This is a genomic window from Streptomyces sp. NRRL S-350 (genome assembly GCF_000719705.1).
In the GTDB taxonomy this organism is placed as follows: Bacteria; Actinomycetota; Actinomycetes; order Streptomycetales; family Streptomycetaceae; genus Kitasatospora.
This window is the reverse complement of the sequence record NZ_JOHO01000002.1, coordinates 175,037-189,982: the sequence shown is the minus strand read 5'-3', so window position 1 is coordinate 189,982 and position 14,946 is coordinate 175,037. Positions and strand designations below refer to the sequence as shown.

At 70.9% G+C, this 14,946-nt stretch carries 13 protein-coding genes; 8 read left to right on the top strand and 5 right to left on the bottom strand.

Features of this window, described 5'->3' with window-relative positions:
• Positions 1-221 precede the first annotated feature (221 nt).
• From IF30_RS0102340 to IF30_RS0102330, 3 genes are all read right to left on the bottom strand, one after another.
• The gene (locus tag IF30_RS0102340) at positions 222-1,253 is read right to left on the bottom strand and encodes a LacI family DNA-binding transcriptional regulator (protein WP_030231159.1); all 1,032 of its coding nucleotides are present in this window, start codon (positions 1,251-1,253) and stop codon (positions 222-224) included.
• 410 nt (positions 1,254-1,663) lie between these two features.
• Positions 1,664-3,148 (bottom strand): arabinofuranosidase catalytic domain-containing protein, encoded by a 1,485-nt coding sequence (locus IF30_RS0102335; protein WP_078891067.1) that lies wholly within the window; start codon positions 3,146-3,148, stop codon positions 1,664-1,666.
• A 1,028-nt stretch (positions 3,149-4,176) separates the two neighbouring features.
• Positions 4,177-4,749 (bottom strand): TetR/AcrR family transcriptional regulator, encoded by a 573-nt coding sequence (locus IF30_RS0102330; RefSeq protein ID WP_030231154.1) that lies wholly within the window; start codon positions 4,747-4,749, stop codon positions 4,177-4,179.
• Between the two features lie 122 nt (positions 4,750-4,871).
• On the opposite strand from IF30_RS0102330, the gene IF30_RS0102325 reads away from it, so the two are divergent.
• Complete coding sequence (locus IF30_RS0102325) at positions 4,872-5,312, top strand: nuclear transport factor 2 family protein (protein WP_030231152.1); 441 nt, start codon at positions 4,872-4,874, stop codon at positions 5,310-5,312.
• Positions 5,313-5,385: 73 nt separating this feature from the next.
• Here IF30_RS0102325 and IF30_RS47475 read toward each other — a convergent pair whose 3' ends face one another.
• Complete coding sequence (locus tag IF30_RS47475) at positions 5,386-5,550, bottom strand: hypothetical protein (RefSeq protein WP_158834695.1); 165 nt, start codon at positions 5,548-5,550, stop codon at positions 5,386-5,388.
• Between the two features lie 160 nt (positions 5,551-5,710).
• On the opposite strand from IF30_RS47475, the gene IF30_RS0102320 reads away from it, so the two are divergent.
• The 4 genes from IF30_RS0102320 (at position 5,711) to mmsB (ending at position 10,297) form a co-directional block, all read left to right on the top strand.
• Positions 5,711-5,974, top strand: coding sequence for a hypothetical protein (locus IF30_RS0102320; protein WP_030231150.1), 264 nt, complete (start codon positions 5,711-5,713; stop codon positions 5,972-5,974).
• 273 nt (positions 5,975-6,247) lie between these two features.
• Entirely contained in the window at positions 6,248-7,342 is a 1,095-nt protein-coding gene (chvE, locus tag IF30_RS0102315; RefSeq protein ID WP_030231148.1) for a multiple monosaccharide ABC transporter substrate-binding protein, read from the top strand.
• 168 nt (positions 7,343-7,510) lie between these two features.
• Positions 7,511-9,058, top strand: a complete 1,548-nt coding sequence (gene mmsA, locus IF30_RS0102310) for a multiple monosaccharide ABC transporter ATP-binding protein (protein WP_030231146.1) — start codon at positions 7,511-7,513, stop codon at positions 9,056-9,058.
• A gap of 3 nt (positions 9,059-9,061) precedes the next feature.
• On the top strand, positions 9,062-10,297 hold the full coding sequence (gene mmsB / locus IF30_RS0102305) for a multiple monosaccharide ABC transporter permease (protein WP_030231144.1): 1,236 nt from the start codon (positions 9,062-9,064) through the stop codon (positions 10,295-10,297).
• A gap of 135 nt (positions 10,298-10,432) precedes the next feature.
• Here mmsB and IF30_RS0102300 read toward each other — a convergent pair whose 3' ends face one another.
• Positions 10,433-11,437: a LacI family DNA-binding transcriptional regulator gene (locus IF30_RS0102300; protein WP_037898794.1), complete on the bottom strand. Its 1,005-nt coding sequence runs from the start codon at positions 11,435-11,437 to the stop codon at positions 10,433-10,435.
• A gap of 297 nt (positions 11,438-11,734) precedes the next feature.
• On the opposite strand from IF30_RS0102300, the gene IF30_RS0102295 reads away from it, so the two are divergent.
• From IF30_RS0102295 to IF30_RS0102285, 3 genes are read left to right on the top strand one after another with little or no spacing between them, the layout of a single operon-like run.
• Positions 11,735-12,655, top strand: coding sequence for a carbohydrate ABC transporter permease (locus tag IF30_RS0102295; RefSeq protein WP_030231140.1), 921 nt, complete (start codon positions 11,735-11,737; stop codon positions 12,653-12,655).
• Between the two features lie 3 nt (positions 12,656-12,658).
• The gene (locus tag IF30_RS0102290) at positions 12,659-13,591 is read left to right on the top strand and encodes a carbohydrate ABC transporter permease (RefSeq protein ID WP_030231138.1); all 933 of its coding nucleotides are present in this window, start codon (positions 12,659-12,661) and stop codon (positions 13,589-13,591) included.
• A gap of 5 nt (positions 13,592-13,596) precedes the next feature.
• Entirely contained in the window at positions 13,597-14,946 is a 1,350-nt protein-coding gene (locus tag IF30_RS0102285; protein WP_030231136.1) for an ABC transporter substrate-binding protein, read from the top strand.

The window sequence follows — 14,946 nt, the reverse complement described above, 5'->3', positions numbered from 1 at the left end:
GTGGAGCGGGAAGGGCGTTCTTGTTAACGCTCACGGGAATTGTTAGCGCTAACATTCGCCGTGTCAAGGGATTCTGCCAGGCCGACGCCGACGAGATCCTGGTGGCCGGGCGGAGCGGGCCCCGTCGGCGGTCCGATCGGGCCCTGCCTGCGGTTCGACCGCTCCGGCCTGCGGCTCGACGGGCGGGCCCCGCCGACGGTTCGACCCGCCCGAGCAGCGGCTCAGCGCCGGGCGGCCGGGCCCACGCTGCGGCGCAGCACCAGCTCCGGGGAGATCCGCACGTGGGTCCGGGAGAGCGAGGCGCCCTCCAGCTCCGCCACGAGCAGTTCCAGCGCCCGCCTGCCGAGTTCACCGAAGTCCTGCCGCACGGTGGTCAGCGGCGGGGTGAAGTAGGCGGCCTCGGGGATGTCGTCGAACCCGACCACGCTGATCTCCTCGGGGACCGAGCGACCGGCCTCGTGCAGGGCGCGCAGCAGCCCGAGCGCCATGTGGTCGTTGGCGCAGAAGACGGCCGTGACGTCCGGCAGTCGGGCGATCCGCAGCCCGGCCTGGTAGCCCGAGCGGGCGCTCCAGTCGCCACGCTCCACCTCCGGCACCGGAGCTCCGGCCGCCTCCAGGGTGAGGCGCCACCCCTCCTCGCGGTCCTGGCTCTCCAGCCAGTTGGCGGGCCCCGCCAGGTGGTGCACGGTGCGGTGGCCCAGGTCGAGCAGGTGCCCGGTCGCCTCGCCGGCGCCGAAGCGGTTGCCGACCGACACCATGGGCACCCGGGTCTGGTTCCCCGATCCGACCGCGACGAGCGGCACCGAGCTGGAGAGCCGGGCGACCGCGCTGACGGTGGAGGTCTGCGGCGCGATCACCACGACGCCCTCCACCCCCTGGTCGCGCAGCCGGTCGACGGCCTCCTGGACCGAGCGGCCGTCCAGGGAGCGGAGACTGGTCACGCTGACGAAGTACCCGGCACTGCGCGCCGCCCGCTCTATGCCGTCCAGCATCGAGGCGGGCCCGTAGAGGGTGGAGTCGAAGCTCACCACGCCGAGGGTCTGCGAACGGCGGGTCACCAGCGCGCGGGCGGCGGAGTTGGGCCGGTAGTCCAGCTCCCGTATGGCGGCCAGCACCCGGTCACGGGTGTCCGGCCGGACGTGCGGGGCACCGTTGAGCACCCGGGACACCGTCTGATGGGACACTCCGGCCAGTTTGGCCACGTCCGCCATCACCGGCTGGCGCTGTTCCGTCCCGGCGCTCTCTGTTCCCACGCGTCGTCCCCTCCTAGGCTGGGACCACAGTACGCGACCGGGTCCGGGCCGAATCCGTCACTCTCGGTTCAACGGGCGTTCCCTTCTTACCAGCGTCGGGCTCGGTCGGATGTGGCCGTTGCGGCCGGTTCACGCCCACGGGTTTCACCCGGGTGACGAAACAGGGGCCCGGCGGGCGGCGCGAGCACCCGCATGACCGCTGCACCCCCGCGCCTTTCCGCTCCGCGTCGGGCCACACCCCCGGAACCCGGGGGACCGACTCGTCCCGGGCCGCAGCCGGAGAGCGCCGCCCCGGACGAAGAGGGGCCCGGACGAAGAAGGGCCCGGACGGCGGGCAGCCGGCGGACCGTGCACGGTGGTGGCCGGGCCCCGGCTCCGCTCGGGTGCGGAGCCGGGGCCCGGCCGGGAGGTCAGCCGAGGGTCCACTTCTGGTTGGTGCCGCCCCAGCATGTCCACAGCTCGACGGGCGTGCCGTTCGCCACCGCGGCGCCGGTCACGTCCAGGCAGCGGCCGGACTGGACGCCGACGACGCTGCCGTCGCCGTTGAACCGCCACTGCTGGTTGGCGCCGCCGTTGCAGGGCCAGGTCACCACCTTGGTGCCGTCCGCCGTCCCGCCCCCGGCCGCGTCCAGGCACATCGTGGTGCCGGAGACGTTCACGGTGAGCCGGCCGTCAGCGGTGCGGGTCCAGGCCTGGTTGGCCGCTCCGGAGCAGCTGTAGATCTGCGACTGCACCCCGGGGGTGGTGGAGGCGTTCGGGACGTCCAGGCACTTGCCCGAACCGGTGCCGCGCAGCGCCCCCGCGGCGGGGGCGGCGGACTGGGTGTACCCGGCGGCCACCACGTTGGCCTGGACGGCGTTCTCGGTGGCGTCCGACGGGTAGCCGCTGGTCATCACGCCCTCGTAGAAGGTGCCGCGGGCGCCCTTGCTGTTGTCGCCGCCGATGCCGAGGATGATCGCGCCCTCCTTGTGCATCGGGTTGTAGCCGGAGGCGTTCGGGCGCGGCCCGGAGTAGAACGTCGACAGGCCGCCGGCGGTGGCGTCGCCGGCGCGGATCGCCCACTGGTTCGGCGCGCCCTTGACCATGGCGGTCAGGAAGCGGTGGTCGACCGTCGGGTCGTTGGCGTTGTAGTGCGGGTCGGCCCCGGAGAACAGGCCGTTCTCCAGGTCGGCCATCACCCAGGGGCCGGGGCCGCTGCCGTAGCCCCAGACCTTGATGTTGCCGAAGTAGATCGCCTCCATGTGGCCGTTGCCGGTGTCGTTGCTGCTGGTCTCGGCGTTGCCGTAGTCGAAGCAGCAGCCGCCGTTGTAGTGCGTGCCGTCGAGGATCGCGTACATCCCCTCGGGCTGGTCGCCGGTCGCCACGCCCGAGGTGTGGTTGTTGCGGTAGCCGGTGCCGGGGGCCACGTACACGCCGTACGCCTTGTGGCCGTTGAGCGTGGTGGGCGCGAGGGTGGCGTCGGCGAGGTTGTCCGGGCCGGGCGCGGCCCCGCCCCCGGGGGCCTGGGTGAGGTCGTTGTGCCGACCGCTCTGGTCGTAGATCACGCTGATGACGCACGTGGTGCCGGCGCAGAACGCGTCCTGCGCGGCGGCGTCGGCGTAGCCGCCCGCGGTTAGGGCGCCGATGTCCCGGACCGCCTTGTCCGACGACCGCGTGACCTGGTACAGCGGGCCGCCGTACCCCGCGTAGAGCGCGCGGGTGGTGCTGTGGGCGGCCACGCAGGGCGTGCCGCCGGCGGCGTAGATGTCGCACGGGCCCTGCGTGGCCGCCTGCGCCACGCCGCTCGTCGCGGTGGCGCCGGCCAGGGCGCCGACCAGGACGGCGAGGGCCGCCCCGGCTCGGGTGAGGCGGCGCACCACGCCGCCCCGGTGGTTCGTCCTTCCGGTGTCACTCATGGTGTCTCCCTGCTCATCGGTGAGCGCGGCTAGGGGATGTGAGCGCTAACAATCCGGCCCGCGACGGCGGACTTCGCCTTCGCGGGGGTGGAGGGTTTCCTGGACCGGTGACAGTGCCCGCACCCACCGCGCCCCGTCAAGACTTTTGACACATCTGCGCCAAGGACGCCGCCGATCGACCCGAGGGCCCGCCCTCCGACTCCCGCCGTCCACCCGGAGGGCCGCCACCCGGGAGGCGGTCCGAAGGCGGGCACCGGAGGCCTGTCGCCCCGTCATCTCCACGCGGCAGAACGGTGGTTCACCTCGCCCGCACCACCCCCATCGCACGCCCTTGTGGCCCTGGTCGATGGGGGTGCACCCCCTCCGGCTGGCGGGTGTACCTCGAGATCGGAGCCGGTTGACAACGATCCACAGGCGCCCTTGCCTCCGACGAATGGCAGGAGCCGCACACATGGGAACACCGGCCCACCGGTGGCTGCAGGTGGCGTGGGCCGGGCGGATGACGGTGGATCACCGTTCACCCGAGGCTCTGCAGGCAGTGCGCAGGACGGTGGGCCGGATGCTCGGATTGCCGGACGAGGACGTGCCGTTGGGCCGGGACCTACTGGCCGGCCGCGACCGGACGGCTGGTCGCCGGGGTTGGCGGTCCGCTTCGACGGCGGCCGGCTCACGGCGGCGCCGGCGCGGGACACGACGGTGGCCCTGAGCCTTCAGGAAGTACCGCGCACCCGGACCGACGGTGACCTGTCAGCGCTCACACCAGCCGAGCGCAGTCGGACGGGCTCCGGCGCCCTTTCCGGCCGTGACCAGTCTCGACGATTCACGACCTCTGCTCTCGTGGACTTCCCCGCATCACCCCCGCCGCCTGGCGTCGGCGCCTGACCGGCCACCTCGCCGAGTACGAACAGCCAACCGCCGTCCACGTGGTCGACCGCTTCCCCCTCACCCCCAACGACAAGGTCGACCCGCACGCGCTGCGCACCCTGATCGGGCGCCGCCCGCCCCGGCCCTGTGCTGAGTCCCGGGGCTCAGTGCGGCCTCAGCCCCGCGAAGACGACGTCGAAGATCCGCTCCCTGGCCTGCGGGTCGGCGGTGAGCTGCTCGGTCGCCGTGCCGACACCGACGAGCAGGGCGATCAGCTCGGGCAGGCCCAGTTCGGGGCGGACCGCTCCGACCCGTTGCGCGGCGGCGAGGAGTGTCGAGAGCCGGCTCCGCATCAGTTCGCCGGAGCGGTGCAGCGAGGCGTGCACGTCCACGCCCGCCTCCGCGAGGGCGCGGGTGAACTCCTGCTTGCCCGCGGACTGTTCGACGACCATCCGGAAGCAGTCGAAGAACGCCTGTCCGGGTTCGGTCCCGGCGGCCAGCTCTGCCGTCCGGGCGGCGATCGTCTCCAGTCTGCGGACCATGACCGCCTCCAGCAGCGCCTCCTTGGTGGGGAAGTGCCGGAACAGGGTGCCGACGCCGACGCCGGCGGCGCGGGCGATCTCCTCCGTCGGCACGCCCACGCCCCGCACGGTGAACACCTCGGTGGCGACGTCGAGCAGCCGGGCCCGGTTGCGGGCGGCGTCCGCCCGCAGCGGCCGTTCCGAAGCCTCGTCCATCCCCTTCTCCCTCCCGTCCGCGGCCAGGGCGGACGAATCCGTGGACAACCGGAGTGGTCAGTCCGTATCGTTGAAACGGAGTCGCTGGTCCGGTTCCGGCGACACGATCCTGGGGGTTGATCATGTCCGAAACGCTGTCACCGCGCGAGGTCTTCCACGAGCTGCTGACGGGCGTCAGCGAGGGGCGGTTCTCGGAACTGGCCCGGCTCTACGCCGAGGACGCCGTGGTGGAGACGGTGCTCCAGCCCGTCGGCCCGCGCCGCTTCGAGGGACGGGCCGTCCTCGCCGAGCGGTTCGAGGAGGTCGGCGCGCACTCGCCGCTGGAGCTGCAGCCGCGGAACGTGGTGGTCCGGGAGACCGACGACCCCGAAGTCGTCGTCGCCGAGTTCGACTACCACGTGCGCCACCGGGGCACCGGGCGGACCATCGAGGCCTCGAACGTCCAGGTGCTGCGGGTCCGCGACGGCCTGATCGTGCACAGCCGGGACTACCACGACCACCTGGCCCTCGCCGTGGTCGGCGGCGGCCTGCCCCAGCTCGTGGCAGCCCTGGACGGCGAGTAGCGGCCGCCACGGCGGCACCCGGCGCGGCGACGTCGGCCACCCCGGGTGCCACCGACGGCCGCCGGGCACCCCGTCAGTCACGGCGCGGCACCACCGTGGCGTTGCTGCCGCCGAAGCCGAAGCCGTGGACCGCCGCCACCCCCGGGTCGGGCAGCGGTGCCGCCTCCCGCGGGTGGTGGACGCGTTCGGCGGGTTCGGGGTGGCGAGGCCTGGCGTCGGGGAAACGAGGCCGGCGCACAGGGCCAGGGCGGCGGCCAGGGCGGGCACGGCGGAGACGTGCAGCAGGTGGCCGAGCGCACCCTTGTAGGAGGCGGCGGGCACCGGGAGGTGCCGAGTTCGGCGGCGACCGCGGTGCTGGAGGCCGGTTCGGCCGAGTCGCCCTGGGCGGTGCCGGTGGCGTGGACACGGACGTGGTCGAGCCGGTCGGCGCCGGTGTCGTGGCGATGCCCCTGGCGCCGACGCGACGGCACTGGCAGCAACTGGTCGGCCGGCGACCGCACGCGGTGGCCCGGGGGCCCGCGGACGAAGTGGTCGGCTACGGCCGGGCCGTCCACGCGGACGCGGGGGCCCGGAATCCGGTGTCCGCGGCGGTGGTCCGGCAGGGCGCCGACCGACCACCGCCGAACGCGCGGTCGCTCGCCCTTTCGGTGAACGAGAGTTGAACATAGACCAACCGGCCGATGTCGGCAACGTCTCACCCACGGTAACGGCCGCCCTGCGGGGCGGTCGCTTGATTTCAGGGTTCCAACGATGCTCCGACAGCTCTTGACTCCACCGATGTGAGCGTTAACACTCATGTCACGCCAGGCCAGGGCAGTCGAAACCCCGACGTTCCACAGCACGAGGGACCGCCCGCCGGCCGGCCCCGCCCGACCGCTCCCAGTCGCCCAGTAACGGACGCTCTGTGTCGGTCGCGGAACACCACTGGAGGAACTGTGCGGAAGATTTCGGCGAGCCTCGTCGCCGCGGGCCTGGCGCTCTCGTTGGCGGCCTGCGGCCAAAGCAGCAACGGCGCCGGCGACGGCCCGGCCAAGGGGGACGCCAAGGGCGGCCTGGTCGGCATCGCCATGCCGACGAAGTCGTCGGAACGCTGGATCAACGACGGCAGCAACATGGTCAAGCAGTTCCAGGCCAAGGGCTACAAGACCGACCTGCAGTACGGCGACAACGTGGTGGAGAACCAGGTCTCCCAGGTCGAGAACATGATCACCAAGGGCGCCAAGCTGCTGGTGATCGCCGCCATCGACGGCTCCTCCCTCACCAACGTGCTGCAGAAGGCCGCCGACGCGCACATCCCGGTGATCTCCTACGACCGGCTGATCCGCGGCACGGCCAACGTCGACTACTACGCGACCTTCGACAACTACAAGGTCGGCGTCCTCCAGGGCAGCTACATCGTCGACAAGCTCGGCCTCGCGGACGGCAAGGGCCCGTTCAACATCGAGCTGTTCGCCGGCTCGCCGGACGACAACAACGCGACCTTCTTCTTCAACGGCGCGATGAGCGTCCTCAAGCCGTACCTCGACCAGAAGAAGCTGGTCGTGCAGAGCGGCCAGACCGACTTCAACCAGGTCGCCACGCTGCGCTGGGACGGCGGCGTCGCCCAGTCCCGGATGGACAACCTGCTGAGCAAGTCGTACACCAACGCCCACGTCGACGCCGTGCTCTCGCCGTACGACGGCATCTCGATCGGCATCATCTCCTCCCTGAAGGGCGTCGGTTACGGCAGCGCCAAGTCGCTGCCCATCGTCACGGGTCAGGACGGCGAGCTGGCCTCGGTGAAGTCGATCATCGCGGGCGAGCAGACCCAGACCGTCTACAAGGACACCCGCGAGCTGGCCAAGGTCGCCGTCCAGATGGGCGACGCGCTGCTGACCGGCGGCAAGCCCGAGGTCAACGACACCAGCCAGTACAACAACGGCGTCAAGACCGTCCCGGCGCAGCTGCTGCAGCCGGTCAGCGTCGACAAGGACAACTACCAGAAGGTCCTGGTCGACAGCGGCCAGTACACCGCGGACCAGCTCAAGTAGCCTGCGGGGCCCGTTCGGCGGGCCCCTTCCGAACCGGCGGTGCGGAGTCCGAGAGCATCCGCGGGAGTCCGGGTCGCTCCGACGAGCGGCCCGGAGCCCGCGACGCTTCCCCGAGATCCCGGATGCTTCCCCCACCGCACCGCCCCCGAACGATACGGACGCACAACCATGGCTGGACCCGTTCTCGAAATGCGGTCGATCAGCAAGTCGTTCCCGGGCGTCAAGGCGCTCTCCGAGGTCAACCTGAGCGTCGGCGCCGGTGAGGTGCACGCCATCTGCGGCGAGAACGGCGCCGGCAAGTCCACCCTGATGAAGGTGCTCAGCGGCGTCTACCCGCACGGCAGCTACGAGGGCGAGATCCTCTTCGAGGGCGAGCCCTGCCGCTTCAAGGACATCCGGGCCAGCGAGCAGCGCGGCATCGTCATCATCCACCAGGAACTGGCGCTGGTGCCGTACCTGTCCATCGCCGAGAACGTCTTCCTCGGCAACGAGCACGCCTCCCGGGGCATCATCAGCTGGCACCGGACACTCACCCACGCCGCCGAGCTGCTCCGCCAGGTCGGCCTCGACGAGAGCCCGCACACCCGGATCGCCGACCTCGGCGTGGGCAAGCAGCAGTTGGTCGAGATCGCCAAGGCGCTCGCCAAGAAGGTCAAGCTGCTCATCCTGGACGAGCCGACCGCCGCGCTGAACGACGAGGACAGCCGCAAGCTGCTCGACCTGATCCTGGAGCTCAAGGCGCAGGGCATCTCCTGCATCATCATCTCGCACAAGCTGAACGAGATCGCCCGGGTCGCCGACTCCGTGACCATCCTGCGCGACGGGCAGACCATCGAGACCATCGCGATCGGCTCCGAGGGAATCTCCGAGGAGCGGATCATCCGCGGCATGGTCGGCCGCGACCTGGAGCACCGCTACCCCGAGCGCACGCCGGACATCGGCGAGGTCGCCTTCGAGGTCGAGGACTGGAGCGTCCGGCACCCGATCGACCAGCAGCGCATGGTGGTCGACGGCGCCTCGCTGAACGTGCGGTGCGGCGAGATCGTCGGCATCGCCGGCCTGATGGGCGCCGGCCGCACCGAGCTGGCCATGAGCGTCTTCGGCCGCTCGTACGGGCGGTGGGCCGACGGCCGGGTGCGGCTGCACGGCCGGGAGATCCACACCCGCACGGTGCCCGAGGCGATCGGGCACGGCATCGCGTACGTCACCGAGGACCGCAAGCAGTTCGGCCTCAACCTCATCGACGACATCAGCCGGAACATCTCCCTGAGCGCCCTCGGCAAGGTCGCGAAGTACGGCCGGGTCAACCGGCACGAGGAGACCCGGGTCGCCGAGTCCTTCCGGCGGACCATGAACATCAAGGCCCCGACGGTGTTCACCCGGACCGGCACGCTCAGCGGCGGCAACCAGCAGAAGGTCGTCCTCAGCAAGTGGATCTTCGCCGAGCCCGAGGTGCTGATCCTCGACGAGCCCACCCGCGGCATCGACATCGGAGCGAAGGCGGAGATCTACACCGTCATCGCCGAACTCGCGGCCCAGGGCAAGGCCGTGCTCGTCATATCGTCCGAACTCCCCGAACTCCTGGGCCTGTGCGACCGGATCTACACCATGGCCGAAGGCCGGATCACCGGTGAAGTGGCCCGCGCCGACGCCACCCAGGAATCCCTCATGCGGCTCATGACCATGAGCGCCGCATTCAGCAACGAGCAGGTGTGAGGCATGGCCCCGACCGAGATCATCACGGATTCGTCCCCCAAGGCACCGCAGGGCGACCCCAGCCCCTCCGTCGGTGCCGTGCTGACCCGCGCACTGCGGGGCAACGTGCGCCAGTACGGCATGCTGGTCGCGCTGGCGCTGATCGTGCTGCTCTTCCAGATCTGGACGGACGGCATCCTCCTCCAGCCGCTCAACATCACCAACCTGATCCAGCAGAACGGTTACATCCTCATCCTGGCGATCGGGATGATGATCGTCATCATCGCCGGGCACATCGACCTCTCGGTCGGCTCCCTGGCGGCCTTCGTCGGGGCCGCCGCCGCGGTGATGATGGTCAAGCACCACGTGCCGTGGCCCGTCGCGATGGTGGCCGCGCTGCTGGTCGGCGCCCTGGCCGGCGCCTGGCAGGGCTTCTGGATCGCCTACCTGGGCATCCCGTCGTTCATCGTCACCCTGGCGGGCATGCTGCTGTTCCGCGGCGGCACCCAGATCCTCCTGCAGGGCCAGTCGGTGGCGCCGTTCCCCAAGGGCTTCCAGAGCATCAGCAGCGGCTTCCTCCCCGAGGTCGGCCCGCACACCAACTACCACAACCTCACCCTGCTGCTGGGCCTCGCGGTGCTGGCCGTCGCGATCCTGCAGGAGGTGCGCGGCCGGCGCCAGACCGCCTCGTACGGGCTCGAACTGCTCCCGTTCGGGCTGTTCCTGGTCAAGCTCGCCGTGATCACCGCCGCCGTGGCGACCTTCACCCTCCTGCTCGCCAGCTACCACGGCGTGCCGATCGTGCTGCTGATCCTCGGCGCGCTGCTGGTCGGCTTCGGCTACCTGATGCGCAACTCGATCATCGGCCGGCACACCTACGCCATCGGCGGCAACGAGGCGGCGGCCAAGCTGTCCGGGGTGAAGAGCAAGCGGGTCGTCTTCCTCGCCTTCACCAACATGGGCGTCCTCGCGGCGCTCGCCGGACTGGTCTTCGCGGCCCGCCTCAACGCCGGCACGCCGCAGGCCGGCATCAACTTCGAACTGGAGGCCATCGCCGCCGCGTTCATCGGCGGCGCCTCCGCGAGCGGCGGTGTGGGCACCGTCCTCGGCGCCATCATCGGCGGCCTGGTGCTGGGCGTCCTCAACAACGGCATGTCACTGGTCGGCGTCGGCACCGACTACCAGCAGGTCATCAAGGGCCTGGTCCTGCTCGCGGCCGTCGGCTTCGACGTCTACAACAAGCGCCGGGCAGGGTCCTGACCGGACCACCCGACCACGGGAGGGCGGGCTGCGGTGCCGAGGCACCGCAGCCCGCCCTCCCGTTTTCCCGTCCCTCCCCCACCGTTTCGTCCGTCCCTCCCACCGGCCGCCGGGCGCCGCGCTCAGGTGGCGCGCTCAGGTGGCGCGCCGCCCCGGGGCCGGCGGGGCAGCGGTGCTGGCCCGCACGACGAGCCGGGTGGGGACGAGGGTGGTGCCCTGTTCAGCCGTCCGGTTGCGGATCTGGTCCAGCACGCCTTCGACGCACAGCCGGCCGACCTCGCCGAAGTCCTGGTGGACGGTGGTCAGCGGCGGGATGAAGGAGGACGCCTCCGCGATGTCGTCGAAGCCCACGACGCTGACGTCCTGCGGAACGCGTCTGCCGCGCTCGTGGAGCGCGCGCAGCAGGCCGAGGGCCATCTGGTCGTTGGCCGCGAAGACCGCGGTGCAGTCCGGCCGCTCTGCCAGGAGGAGGCCGGCGCGGTAGCCGGACTCGGCCGACCAGTCGCCCCGGACGACGGGGGGCACGGCGCGGCCGGCGCCCTCCAGGACGGCCCGCCAGGCGTCCGCGCGGCGTTGGGCCGCGAACGATTCCTCCGGTCCGGCGAGGTGCCAGACGGTGTCGTGGCCGAGGTCGACGAGGTGCCGGACGGCGGCGCGGGCGCCCTCGCTCTGGTCGGTGTCGACCACGCTGTAGCGCTCGCCCGCGTCCGAGTCGGCGACGACGACCTGGATGTGCGGGGGCAGCGAGATGGTGGCGGTGTCGAGGAGGTGGACCTCCATGATCGCGATGATGCCGTCCACGGCGAGTTCGCTGAGCCGGGTGAACGCGCCGTGCACGCCCGTCTGCGTCGGGACGGCCACCGGCATGAGCGTGATCGCGTAGCCCTCCCTGGCGGCGGACTCGGTGATCGCCTCGAGGGTGCGAACGTTGCCGGTGGTCGAGAGCGTGAACAGGATGACGCCGAGGGTGCGGAACTCTCCGGCCTTCAGGGCGCGGGCCGCGCTGTTGGGCCGGTAGCCGAGTTCCTTCATGGCGTCGAGCACGCGCCGGCGGGTCTCCTCGACCACGCCCTTGCTGCCGTTCGACACCCGGGAGACGGTCTGCGAGGAGACCCCCGCCAGCCGGGCGACGTCCGCCATCGACGGGCCGCGGCGGCGCCCGCGCCCGCCTGCCGGGGCGTCCTCGGCTCCTGCGGACTCCGCCAAGGTCCTTGCACTGCCCACGTGTTGCCTTCCTGGTCGGGCCCGTCCGCCGGGGCCTCGACGCGGGAACGTTCCCTCTTGACGCTCGTCGGCGGTGGTGTCAACATCACGCTAATCCAATGTTTACGTAAACGTCCAGCGATGCGTCAGCGGGGTGTTTACGTAAACATGCGGTCTCGGCCAGGACGGGACGCCGGAAGCCGAGGCCCATCCCACCTCCACCTCGGGACGGTCATGACGATCACCTCACCACCCGCCGCGGCGGGTCGCGGAGCCCCACCGCGCCGGCGCAGTCGGCGCGGACTGGTCGGCTGGGGCTTCACCGGGCCGTTCCTGGCGGTGTTCGGCCTGGTCTTCCTGGCACCCATCGGCTACTCGGCCTACCTCAGCCTGTTCCAGGACCGCCTGATCGGCGGCAACTCCTTCGTCGGCCTCGACCACTACCAACAGGTCTTCCAGGACCCGAAGTTCTGGTCCGGCTTCTGGCGGGTGGCGCTCTTCCTGGCCGTCCAGGTGCCCGTCATGCTCGGGATCGCCCTGCTGGCCGCCCTGGCGCTGGACAGCGGACGGCTGTACGGCAGGAACTTCTTCCGCATCACCGTCTTCCTCCCCTACGCCGTGCCGGCGGTCGTCGCCACGCTCATGTGGGGGTTCCTCTACGGATCGCGCTTCGGCCTGGTCGGGGACGTCAACCGGACGTTCGGCGTCACGCTGCCCGACCCGCTCTCCCCCGACCTCGTGCTCGCGGGCATCGGCAACATCGTGACCTGGGAGTTCGTCGGCTACAACATGCTGATCTTCTACTCGGCCCTGCGCGTCGTCCCGCACTCCCTCTACGAGGCGGCCGAGATCGACGGCGCCGGGCAGTGGCGGGTCGTCACGGCGATCAAACTCCCCGCCATCCGCGGGGCCCTGGTCATCGCGACCGTCTTCTCGATCATCGGCAGCTTCCAGCTCTTCAACGAGCCCGCCATCCTCAAGACCCCGGCGCCCAACGCCATCACGTCGTACTACACGCCCAACTACTACACCTACACGCTGTCCTTCTCGGGCCGGCAGCAGAACTACGCCGCCACCGTCGCGATCGTCATGGGCCTCATCACCGTGGTCATCGCGTACGCCTTCCAGCTGCGCGGCATGCGAAAGGAGAGCTGACCGATGCCCACCGCAACGGACGCCCCGGCCCGGCTCCGCACGCCCTCCGCCGGCACCGTCACCCGGAGGCGCCGGCGGGTCCACTCCGTCGACCGGCCCCGCCGGAGCACCGCGGTCACCGTCCTCGCCGGCCTGGTCGTGCTCTACACCCTGGTACCGCTCGCCTGGCTGGTCATCAGCGCGACGAAGTCCCAGGAGGACCTGCTCGGATCCCCCGGCGCCTGGTTCAGCGGCCGCTTCGCCCTGTGGGACAACATCCGCCAGACGCTCACCTACGGCGACGGCATCTTCGGCCGGTGGCTGCTCAACACCCTGCTCTACGTGGCGCTCGGCGCCGGCGGCGCCACCCTCCTCGCCGTCCTCGGCGGTTACGGCCTGGCGAAGTTCGACTTCCGCGGCAAGCGGACCGTGTTCGCCCTCGTCATCGGCGCGGTGGCGGTGCCCACGACCGCCCTGGCCGTCCCCACCTTCCTGATGTTCAGCAGGATGGGGCTGACCAACACGCCCTGGGCCGTCATCATCCCCTCGCTGGTCTCCCCGTTCGGGCTCTACCTGATGTGGGTGTTCGCCACCGAGGCCGTCCCCACCGAACTGCTGGAGGCCGCGCGCGTCGACGGCTCGGGCGAGCTGCGCACCTTCTTCCGGATCAGCCTCCCGCTGCTGGCCCCCGGCATCGTCACCGTGCTGCTGTTCACCGTGGTCACGACGTGGAACAACTACTTCCTCCCGCTGATCATGATCAAGGACCCGAACTGGTACCCGCTCACGCTCGGCCTCAGCGCCTGGAACGACCAGGCGGCCACCGCCGGCGGACAGCCCGTGTTCAACCTGGTGATCACCGGATCCCTGCTCACCATCCTCCCCCTGATCGCGGCGTTCCTGCTGCTCCAGCGGTACTGGCAGTCCGGCCTGGCCGCGGGAAGCGTCAAGGAGTGACCGACATGAGAACCAAGGCAGTTCGCCGGCCGCTGCGTGGCCTCGGCCTGCTGTGCGCCGCCACGCTCGCCCTCACCGCCTGCAGCAGCGGCTCCACCTCCGGCTCCGGCTCCGGCTCCGGCCCGGTGTCCGCGGCGAGCCTCGACGCGGCCCTCGACAAGGGCGGCACGATCACGGTGTGGGCGTGGGAGCCCACCCTCAAGCAGGTCGTCACCGAGTTCGAGGCCAAGTACCCCAAGGTGCACGTCAACCTGGTCAACGTCGGCACGGGCGACAAGCAGTACACGGCCCTGCAGAACGCGGTCCAGGCCGGCAGCGGCGGCCCCGACGTCGCCCAGGTCGAGTACTACGCGCTCGGCCAGTTCGCGCTCGGCAAGTCGCTGCTGAACCTCGACAAGTACGGGGCGTCCGACCTCTCGAAGCAGTACTCGCCCGGGCCGTGGAACTCCGTCAGCGTCAACGGAGGCATCTACGCGCTCCCGATGGACTCCGGGCCGATGGCGCTCTTCTACAACAAGAAGGTCTTCGACCAGTACCAGCTCACGGTACCCACCACCTGGGACGAGTACGTCGACGACGCCCGGAAGCTCCACGCCGCGAACCCCAACGCCTACATCACCAATGACGCGGGCGACGCCGGCTTCACCACCAGCATGATCTGGCAGGCCGGGGGCCACCCCTACAAGGTGGACGGCACCAAGGTCTCCGTCGACTTCACCGACGCGGGGAGCACGAAGTTCGCCGACACCTGGCAGAAGCTGCTCTCCGACCACCTCGTCGCACCCGTCACCTCCTGGAGCGACCAGTGGTACAAGGGCCTGGGCGACGGCACCATCGCCACCCTCGCCACCGGCGCCTGGATGCCCGCCAACCTCGTCTCCGGCGTCCCCTCGGCCTCCGGTGACTGGCGGGTCGCCCCGCTGCCGCAGTGGCAGCAGGGCCGGACGGCCGGCGCCGAGAACGGCGGCAGCTCCCTCGCCGTCATGAAGTCCAGCCCCAACCAGGACCTCGGCTACGCCTTCCTGAAGTTCGCGAATGCCGGGGACGGCGTGCAGACCCGCCTCAAGGGCGGCGCCTTCCCCGCCACCACGGCCGACCTCGACTCCCAGGCCTTCCTGGACACCGCCTTCCCGTACTTCGGCGGCCAGCAGGCCAACAAGGTCTTCTCGGACTCGGCCAGGAACGTGGCGACCGGCTGGCAGTACCTGCCCTACCAGGTCTACGCCAACTCGGTCTTCAACGACACCGTCGGCAAGGCCTACGTCTCCTCCACCACGCTGGCCTCCGGCCTGAAGGCGTGGCAGGACGCGTCCGTCAAGTACGGCGCCGACCAGGGCTTCAGCACCGGCCGGTGA